Origin of the sequence: Streptomyces sp. UNOC14_S4, assembly GCF_020740835.1 — a bacterium.
In the GTDB taxonomy this organism is placed as follows: Bacteria; Actinomycetota; Actinomycetes; order Streptomycetales; family Streptomycetaceae; genus Streptomyces.
Map to the genome: position 1 here is coordinate 1 of NZ_JAINFC010000326.1, position 8,773 is coordinate 8,773.

The 8,773-nt window shown below is 72.7% G+C and carries 7 protein-coding genes; 5 read left to right on the forward strand and 2 right to left on the reverse strand.

Annotated elements, in window-relative coordinates; translation table 11 throughout:
- The first annotated feature begins 28 nt into the window (after nucleotides 1–28).
- From K6I34_RS25035 to K6I34_RS25045, 3 genes are all read left to right on the forward strand, one after another.
- Nucleotides 29–946 carry a 2-hydroxy-3-oxopropionate reductase gene (locus tag K6I34_RS25035; RefSeq protein ID WP_229328652.1) on the forward strand — a complete coding sequence of 306 codons (918 nt, stop codon included), beginning with the start codon at nucleotides 29–31 and terminating at the stop codon, nucleotides 944–946.
- Between the two features lie 26 nt (nucleotides 947–972).
- Nucleotides 973–2,676 carry a glyoxylate carboligase gene (gene gcl / locus K6I34_RS25040; RefSeq protein WP_275127148.1) on the forward strand — a complete coding sequence of 568 codons (1,704 nt, stop codon included), beginning with the start codon at nucleotides 973–975 and terminating at the stop codon, nucleotides 2,674–2,676.
- Between the two features lie 163 nt (nucleotides 2,677–2,839).
- Complete coding sequence (locus K6I34_RS25045) at nucleotides 2,840–3,532, forward strand: hypothetical protein (RefSeq protein WP_229328654.1); 693 nt, start codon at nucleotides 2,840–2,842, stop codon at nucleotides 3,530–3,532.
- 175 nt (nucleotides 3,533–3,707) lie between these two features.
- On the opposite strand, the gene K6I34_RS25050 is transcribed toward K6I34_RS25045, so the two are convergent.
- Both K6I34_RS25050 and K6I34_RS25055 read right to left on the reverse strand, forming a co-directional pair.
- Nucleotides 3,708–5,381, reverse strand: a complete 1,674-nt coding sequence (locus K6I34_RS25050) for an AMP-binding protein (protein WP_308294055.1) — start codon at nucleotides 5,379–5,381, stop codon at nucleotides 3,708–3,710.
- Complete coding sequence (locus K6I34_RS25055; RefSeq protein WP_229328656.1) at nucleotides 5,378–7,078, reverse strand: AMP-binding protein; 1,701 nt, start codon at nucleotides 7,076–7,078, stop codon at nucleotides 5,378–5,380. Before K6I34_RS25055 ends, K6I34_RS25050 begins: the two co-directional genes overlap by 4 nt.
- 145 nt (nucleotides 7,079–7,223) lie before the next feature.
- Between K6I34_RS25055 and K6I34_RS25060 the strand changes: the two genes are divergently transcribed.
- Nucleotides 7,224–8,057: a helix-turn-helix transcriptional regulator gene (locus K6I34_RS25060; RefSeq protein ID WP_229328658.1), complete on the forward strand. Its 834-nt coding sequence runs from the start codon at nucleotides 7,224–7,226 to the stop codon at nucleotides 8,055–8,057.
- A gap of 340 nt (nucleotides 8,058–8,397) precedes the next feature.
- Nucleotides 8,398–8,773: SAV_915 family protein (locus K6I34_RS25065; RefSeq protein ID WP_229328660.1), on the forward strand; the 376-nt coding region annotated here is incomplete at its 3' end.

The window sequence follows — 8,773 nt, forward strand, 5'->3', positions numbered from 1 at the left end:
AACCAACCCGCACCCGAAGGGAACCCCCATGCCAACCCCCCGCATCGCCTGGATAGGCCTCGGCCTCATGGGCTCCCCCATGGCCGAGAACCTGCTCAAGGCCGGATACCCCGTCCGGGGCCACACCCTCGAACCCGAAAAGCTGGCACGGCTCGCCGCAGCAGGCGGCGAGCCGACCGCATCCGTCGCGGAAGCGGTGCGCGGTGCCGACGTCGTCGTCACGATGCTCCCCGCCGATCCCCAGGTCGAGGCCGTCGCCCTCGGCGACGACGGCGTCCTCGCCCACGCCGCCCCCGGCACGCTGCTGATCGACATGTCCACGGTCGCGCCCAGGACATCGATCATGCTGGCGGAGGCGGCCGCGGCCGCCGGGCGCGGCGTCCGCGTGCTCGATGCGCCGGTCTCCGGCGGCGAGTCGGGTGCCGTCGAAGGCGTTCTCTCGATCATGGTGGGCGGGGCGCGGGAGGACTTCGACCGGGCCGGGCCGCTGTTCCGCGCGCTCGGCACGACCGTCGTCCACTGCGGGCCGCACGGCTCCGGGCAGACCGTCAAGGCCGCGAACCAGCTGGTCGTCGCCGTCAACATCCAGGCGTGCGCGGAGGCCGTGGTCTTCCTGGAGAAGGCGGGCGTGGACCTGCCCGCCGCTCTGGAGGTACTGCGCGGCGGGCTCGCCGGTTCGACCGTGCTGGAGCGCAAGAAGCACAACTTCCTCACCCGCGACTTCACTCCCGGCTTCCGTATCGACCTGCACCACAAGGACATGGGCATCGTCACCGAGGCCGCCCGGGCCGTCGGCGCCGCCATCCCGCTCGGCGGCGTGGCCGCCGGACTGGTGGCCGCAGCCCGGGCCCAGGGCGACGGCGGACTCGACCACTCGGCGCTGCTGCGCGGCGTCGAAAGGCTGTCGGGCATGGTGACAGGCACGGCGCCGGGGGCGGCCGCGTGAGGCGGCCGGGCGGCGGGCCTACCCGGATGCCCGCCATGGAGGCCGCCGTACGGATCATGAAGGACGAGGGGGTCGACATCGCGTTCGGCTGCCCGGGGGCCGCGATCCTGCCGCTGTACAAGGCGATGGAGACCGTGGGCGGCATCGAGCATCTGATCGTCCGTCATGAGGCGGGCGCCGCTCATATGGCCGACGGCTGGGCGCGGACGAACGGCCGGGTCGGCGTCGCCCTCGCCACCTCCGGACCGGGCGCCACCAACCTCGTCACCGGGCTCTACACGGCGTTCGCCGACTCGGTGCCCATGGTGTGCGTCACCGGGCAGGCGGTGTCGGCCAAGCTGCACCAGGAGGCGTTCCAGGCGGTCGACATCGTGGAGATCGTCCGGCCGGTCACCAAGTGGGCCGTGCAGATCAAGGAGGCCGCGCAGATCCCCTGGGCGTTCCGGGAGGCGTTCCGTACCGCGCGGCAGGGCCGCCCCGGGCCCGTGCTCATCGACATCCCGGTCGACCTCGCGCGGCACGAGATCGTGTACGACACCGCGCTCGACGCACGGCTGCCGGTCCCCGTCGTACGCCCGCACCCGCCCCGCGTCGAGGCGGCGCTGGACCTGCTGCTGGCCGCCGAACGGCCGCTGGTCCTGGCGGGCGGCGGGGTGGTGCTCGCGGACGCGTCGGCGGCCCTGCGCGCGCTGGTGGACGAGCTGCGGGTGCCCTTCCAGGTCACGCTGATGGGCAAGGGGGCGATCGAGGACGACCACGAGCTGCACATGGGCACGACCGGCATCCAGACCTCGCAGCGGTACGCCAACGCCGCCTTCCTGGAGGCCGACTTCGTGCTCGCCGTCGGTGCCCGCTTCGGCGACCGGCACACGGGCGCGGACCTCGGTGTCTACCGCGGGGAGCGGACGTTCGTGCAGGTGGACGTCGAGCCGTCGCAGCTCGGCAAGGTCTTCGAGCCGGACCTCGCGGTGGTCTCGGACGCCGGGCTCTTCCTGACGGCCCTGCTGGAGGCCGCGCGGGCCCGTGGGGCGAGGACCTCCGTCGCGCCGTGGCGGGCCCGCTGCCGCGAGCTCAAACGGACGCTGACGCGCCGGGAGGACTTCGACACGGTCCCGGTCAAGGCGCCCCGCGTCTACAAGGAGATCAACGAGATCTTCGGGCCGGACACCTATGTCGTCACCGCCATCGGCCTCTACCAGATCTGGGGCGGCCAGCACCAGAAGGCCCATCTGCCGCGCCGCTACCAGGTGTGCGGCCAGGCCGGCCCGCTGGGCTGGGAGGTCCCCGCGGCGATCGGTGTGAAGAAGGCACTCCAGGGCCTGGGCCGGGGCGACACGGAAGTGGTGGGCGTCGTGGGCGACTACGGCTTCCAGTACCTGGTCGAGGAACTGGCGGTCGCGGCGCAGTACGACATCCCGTACGTGCTGATCATGCTCAACAACGAGTACCTGGGCCTCATCCGGCAGGCGTCGATCGACTACGGCATGAACTACCAGGTCGATGTCCACTACGACGAAACCGGCACCGACAACGTCAAGCTGATGGAAGCCTACGGCTGCGCGGGACGCCGGGTGCACACGCCGGAGGAGATCCGCCCGGCCATCGAGTGGGCACGCAAGGAGGCGGTGGCGACCTCGCGCCCGGTCCTCGTCGAGATCATGATCGAGCGCGAGGCGAACACGCCGCACGGCGTGAACATCGATTCCGTCCGGGAGTTCGAACCGCTGTAGGGGAACGTCGTCCCCGGGCGCCGTCCCGGGCGCCGTCGCCGCCCGGCACGTCCTCCGGCGCCAAGGCGCCATGTTCCCTTCCGCATTCGCTCCCCCGACGCGCCGTCATCGTGGACGATGGGCCCGTACGCACACCTACGGACACCCGTTGCTGGAGCCGAGAATGGCCAAGAGCGTGCCGGTTCACTGCCCGACGTGCCGTCGGGAGCACTCCTTCACCCCACCCACCTTCCCGTGCGCGTGCGGCGCTCCGCTCACGCTGCCCGTCCTCCCCGCCGCCGCGCCCGAATTACTGGCGCACCGCACCTGGCGCGACTCGTGGGTGGCCGTCCGCTGCCCGTCGTGCGACCGCCAGGACCAGTGGCCGCGGCCGGAGTTCGGCTGCTCGTGCGGCACGGTCGTACGGCTGCCGGTCGAGTCACCCGACGCGCCGCGGGCGCGGGACGAAGCCCCGCCGCCGCCCGCGCCGCTGCGGCCCGCGTTCCGGCCGGTGGCCATCCGCAACGCACAGGACGCGATCGTGGCGGCCGAACGCTATCTGACCTGGCTCGGCTTCACCGGCGTGACCCGTCCGCAGGACCCCGAGGCGGGAGTCGACCTGCGTGCGGCGGGGCTCGTGGCCAAGGTCGACCCGACCACGCTGCCGACGTCGCTGCGCGCCGTCGAGTGCCTCTGGCTGCACGGGCTGACGGACTGCGCGGACGGCGCCTTCTTCTCCCTCGCGGGCTACGCCCGCGACGCGCGCTCGCGAGCCGACGAGTTGCGGCTCCCCCTGTTCGTGATGGACCTGACGGGCACGCCCCAGCCACTCAACGGCTTCGCCGACGACTTGGTGGAGCGCGGCCCGAATCAATGACCGGGGAAGGTAGGACGCAAGGGCGCGCCCCATCAGGGGCGCGGGGAACTGCGCGACAGGCCCCCACCGGACCCGCAGCCGCCCACCGGGCCCAAGGTGGCACCCCGGTGGGCGCAACGGGCCACCGGCCCGCAGCGCAAGCCGCACCCCCGGTGGGCGCAGCCAACGCGCAAGGTCAACTCGCCTGAGCCACCTCCGACAAGAGCCGCACGGCCCCCTCCCGGAGCTCCACCTTCCGCACCTTGCCGCTCACCGTCATGGGAAAAGAATCCCGCACCCACAGATGCCGGGGGATCTTGTAGTGCGCCAGCCGCCCCCGGCAGAAGCGCGCGAGCTCGTCACGCGTGAGCGTCTCCCCCGGTCGCAGGATCACGCACGCCACGATCTCCTCGCCGTACTTCTCGTCCGGCACGCCGATGACCTGGACGTCGGAGATCTTGGGGTGGGCGTAGAGGAACTCCTCGATCTCGCGCGGGTAGACGTTCTCCCCGCCTCGGATGATCATGTCCTTGATGCGGCCGACGATGCGCACGTAACCGTCCTCGTCCATCACCGCGAGGTCCCCGGTGTGCATCCAGCCCTCCGCGTCGACCGCCTCGGCCGAGCGCTCGGGCTCGTCCCAGTAGCCGAGCATCACCGAGTAGCCGCGGGTGCACAGTTCGCCCGGCGTGCCGCGGTCGACGGTCGCGCCCGTGTCCGGGTCCACGACCTTCACCGCCAGGTGCGGCAGCACGCGGCCGACCGTCCGGGTGCGGTGGTCGAGGTCGTCGTCGGAGCGGGTCTGGGTGGACACCGGCGAGGTCTCGGTCATGCCGTAGCAGATGGCGACCTCGGACATGTGCATCTCCGACATCACCCGCTTCATCACCTCCTCCGGGCAGGTCGAGCCCGCCATGATGCCGGTGCGCAGCGAGGAGAGGTCGAAGGTGGCGAAGTCGGGCAGGCCCAGCTCGGCGATGAACATGGTGGGCACGCCGTAGAGCGAGGTGCAGCGCTCGCGTTCGACCGCGTGCAGCGTGGCGGCGGGGTCGAAGGAGGGCGCCGGGATGACCATGCACGAGCCGTGGGTGGTGACCGCGAGGTTGCCCATGACCATGCCGAAGCAGTGGTAGAAGGGCACGGGCAGGGCGACCCGGTCGTTCTCCGTGTAGCCGAGCAGCTCCCCCACGAAATAGCCGTTGTTGAGGATGTTGTGGTGGGAGAGGGTGGCGCCCTTGGGGAAGCCCGTGGTGCCGGAGGTGTACTGGATGTTGACCGGGTCGTAGCAGCCGAGCTGTGCCTCGCGTTCGGCGAGCCGCTCGGGGGCGACACCCTCGCCGAGCTTCACGAGCCCGTCCCAGGTGGGGTCGCCGATGTAGACGACGTCGCGCAGCGCCGGGCAGTCGGCGCGCACCTGCTCGACCATGCGCCGGTAGTCGCTGGTCTTGTGCTCCAGCGAGGCGACGAGCACGCCGATGCCCGCCTGCCGCAGGACGTAGCCCAGTTCGTGGACGCGGTAGGCGGGGTTGATGTTCACCATCACGGCGCCGACGCGGGCGGCCGCGTACTGGACCATCACCCACTCCGGGCAGTTGACCGCCCACAGCCCGATCCGGTCGCCCTTGGCCACCCCCTTGGCCAGCAGGCCGAGGGCCACCTCCTCCACGGCGAGGCCGAACTCCGTATAGGTCCAGCGGCGGCCGCTGAGGACGTCGACGAGCGCCTCGCGGTCGCCGAACCGCTCGATGGTGAAGGCCAGGTCGGCGCCGATCGTGTCGTCGATCAGCGGGATGGAGGTGCTCCCGGCCGCGTACGAGGGCACCGCGGTCTCACCTGCCGCGGACGAGGGTGCGGACGAGGGTGTGGTCACCGGTGGTCTTCCTCTCGGTACTCGACTCCGCCGCCCCGCGCGGTGCGCTCGCGCAGCTCGACACGGCGGATCTTGCCGGACACGGTCTTGGGCAGCTCGGCGAACTCCAGCCGCCGGATGCGCAGGTACGGGGCGAGGGTGGCCCGGGAGTGGGCGAAGATCGCCTTCGCGGTGGCGGGGCCGGGCTCCCAGCCCTCGGCGAGGACGACGTACGCCTTGGGCACGGCCAGCCGCACCGGGTCGGGGGCGGGCACGACGGCGGCCTCGACGACGGCCTCGTGTTCGAGGAGCGCGCTCTCCAGCTCGAAGGGCGAGACCTTGTAGTCGCTGGCCTTGAAGACATCGTCCGCTCGCCCGACATAACGGAGGTACCCGTCCGCGTCGCGGGCCCCGATGTCGCCCGTGCGGTAGTAGCCGTCCTTCATGACCTCGGCGGTGCGCTCGCTGTCGCCCGCGTAGCCGGTCATGAGGCCGACGGGCCGCTCGCCCAGGTCGAGGGCGATCTCGCCCTCGTCGGCGGGCAGACCGGTGACGGGGTCGAGCAGGACGACCGTGAAGCCGGGGCTGGGGCGGCCCATGGAGCCGGTCTTCAGGGCCTGGCCGGGCGGGTTGGCGATCTGCACGGAGGTCTCCGTCTGCCCGAAGCCGTCCCGCACGGTGAGGCCCCACGCCCGGCGCACCCGCTCGATGACCTCGGGGTTCAGCGGCTCGCCCGCGGCGACCGCCTCGCGCGGGGGGTTGCGCAGCAGGCCCAGGTCGGCCTGGATGAGCATGCGCCACACGGTGGGCGGGGCGCAGAAGCTGGTGACGCCGCAGCGCTCCATCTCCGCCATCAGCCGGGCCGCGTCGAAGCGGGTGTAGTTGACGACGAAGACGGTGGCCTCGGCGTTCCAGGGGGCGAAGAGGTTGGACCAGGCGTGCTTGGCCCAGCCGGGCGAGGAGATGTTGAGGTGCACGTCGCCGGGGCGCAGCCCGATCCAGTACATGGTCGTCAGATGCCCGATGGGGTAGGAGATGTGGCTGTGCTCGACGAGCTTGGGGCGACTGGTGGTGCCCGAGGTGAAGTAGAGGAGGAGCGTGTCGTCGGCGCGGGTGGGCCCGTCGGGGGTGAACTCCTCGGGAGCGGCCGCCGCGTCCTCGTAGGCGAGCCACCCGGCGGGCGCGCCGCCGACCGCGATACGGGTGTAGTCGCCGGGCACGTCGGCGAACTTGCCGGTGTCCTCCGCCCGTACGAGCACATGGGCGGCCCGGCCGCGCGCGATGCGGTCGGCGAGGTCGGCGGGGCCCAGCAGCGGGGTGGCGGGGATGACGACGGCGCGCAGCTTCATCGCGGCGAGCGCGGTCTCCCACAGCTCGCTCTGGTTGCCGAGCATGACGACGATGCGGTCCCCGGCCCGTACGCCCCGGTCCCGGAGCCAGTTGGCCACCTGGCCGGAGCGGCGGCGCAGGGCGTCGAACGACAGCCGCGTCTCGCCGCCGTCCTCCTCGACGATCCACAGGGCGGTGCGGTCGTTGCCCTCGGCGATGGTGTCGAACCAGTCGAGGGCCCAGTTGAACTCCGCGGGGCGCGGCCAGCGGAAGCCCTCGTACGCGGCGGGGTAGTCCGTGCGGTGCGCGAGCAGGAAGTCCCGCGCGGCCCGGAACTCCGCCGCGGGGCCGGTCCGCTCCGTGGTGTCCGCCAGGTGGTCGGTCGTCATGTGTCCTCCAGAACGCGGGGCGTGGCACCGGCCCGCTGGTTAGCATCGTGCGACGGTGATCTGAGTCTCACCACCCCCGGACGGGGGTAGCCACACGTCACCGGAACGGGGGGCGCCGATTGGGCTTTGCGCTGGGGAGGCAGTGATGGGAGTTGCGGACGGGTCGGCCGAGGTACGGGAGGCGCTGCTGCGCATGCGCAGGAGCACTGGGCTGTCCGTCGCCTTCGGCGGGCTGCTCACCGGTCCCCGGCAGTTCCGGATCTCGGACATGACGGGGACGACGACGCCGGTGCTGCGCGGCCTGGCCATCCGTACGGGCAGCGGGCTGGGCGGCAAGGCGGCCGCGCTCGCCAGGCCGCTGGCGGTCACCGACTACCACAGCTCGCACGTCATCAGCCACGAGTACGACACCGCGGTCGCGACAGAGGGACTGCGGTCGGTGCTGGCGGTGCCCGTGGTGGTACGGGGGCGGGTGCGCGGGGTGCTCTACGGAGCGCTGCGGCGGCCGCTGGCGTTCGGCGACCGGTCGCTGTCCGCCGCCATGGCCGCGGCGCGGGAGCTGGAGCAGTCGCTGGCCGTACGGGACGAGGTGCACCGGCTGCTGTCGGTGGCCCAGCAGCCGACCACCGCGGACCCGGCCATGTGGGAGGAGGTCCGCGAGGCGCACGGGGAGCTGCGGGCGCTCGCGCAGCGGGTGCCGGACCCCGCCCTGCGCCGGGAGCTGCTCAGCGCGTGCGGGCGGCTGGCGCGGGCGTCCGCCGCGGACCCGGGCGCCGCGCCGCCCGCCCCGCTGTCGCCGCGCGAGGTGGACGTGCTCGCCTGCGTGGCGTCCGGGGCGACGAACGCGGTGGCCGGGGAACGGCTGGGCCTGCGCCCGGAGACGGTGAAGAGCTATCTGCGGTCGAGCATGCGGAAGCTGGGCGTCCACACCCGGCTGGAGGCCGTGGTGGCGGCCCGCCGAGCGGGGGTACTGCCGTGACCAGGCGCCCCCAGGGGCGCGGGGAACTGCGCGACAAGCCCCCCACCGGCCCGCAGCCGCGCACCGGGCCCGGGTGGCAACCCGGTGGGCGCACCAGGCCACCGAACCCGCGGCCGCGCGCAGCGCAAGAGGCACCCCGGTGGGCGCGCGGCCTCCCGCCGCTGCCCTGTCACGGAGTGACACGACGTGTTCCGACGCATGTCAACAGGTCGTCAAAGGAGTGGCACGGAGGGTCAACAGGCTGTCAATGAGCGGCTCCTCCACGCGGCCCGGGGGCATAGCGTGAGCGTGCCGCGGCGCGGTCCCACCCCGTCGCACCGACATCTTTCCGAGGATCGTCATGCACCTGAGCCGTACCCCCGCCGAGGCGGCCGCCATCGCCGCCGTCGAGAACCCGCAGGCGGACGACGGAGAGCCTTCCGAACCCTCACATCCCACCGGGCAGGCCGGCGATCCCGCCGGGCGGGTCCTGCCCCTGTACGTCCCCGTGCGGCGTTGCCCCGACGGCTTCGCCCTGCGGGTGTTCCGGTCGCCGCTCGGCGACCGCACGGCCGTCGCTTTCACCACGGAGCGGCGGCTTTCCGACGTTCTGGGCGCCGGTCAGGCGTCCATCAGGCTCGCGCTGCCCGCCGTACGGGCCCTGGCGGCGCCCCTCGGGGTCGAGCTGGTCTCGGTCGACCCCCAGCTGACGGCGCCGCCGGTGCACGGCATGGACG

Coding starts and splice junctions, on each gene's coding strand:
- K6I34_RS25035 (WP_229328652.1), top strand. CDS start 29: ATGCCAACCCCCCGCATCGCCTGGATAGGCCTCGGCCTCATGGGCTCC.
- gcl (WP_275127148.1), top strand. CDS start 973: ATGCCCGCCATGGAGGCCGCCGTACGGATCATGAAGGACGAGGGGGTC.
- K6I34_RS25045 (WP_229328654.1), top strand. CDS start 2,840: ATGGCCAAGAGCGTGCCGGTTCACTGCCCGACGTGCCGTCGGGAGCAC.
- K6I34_RS25055 (WP_229328656.1), bottom strand. CDS start 7,078: ATGACGACCGACCACCTGGCGGACACCACGGAGCGGACCGGCCCCGCG.
- K6I34_RS25060 (WP_229328658.1), top strand. CDS start 7,224: ATGGGAGTTGCGGACGGGTCGGCCGAGGTACGGGAGGCGCTGCTGCGC.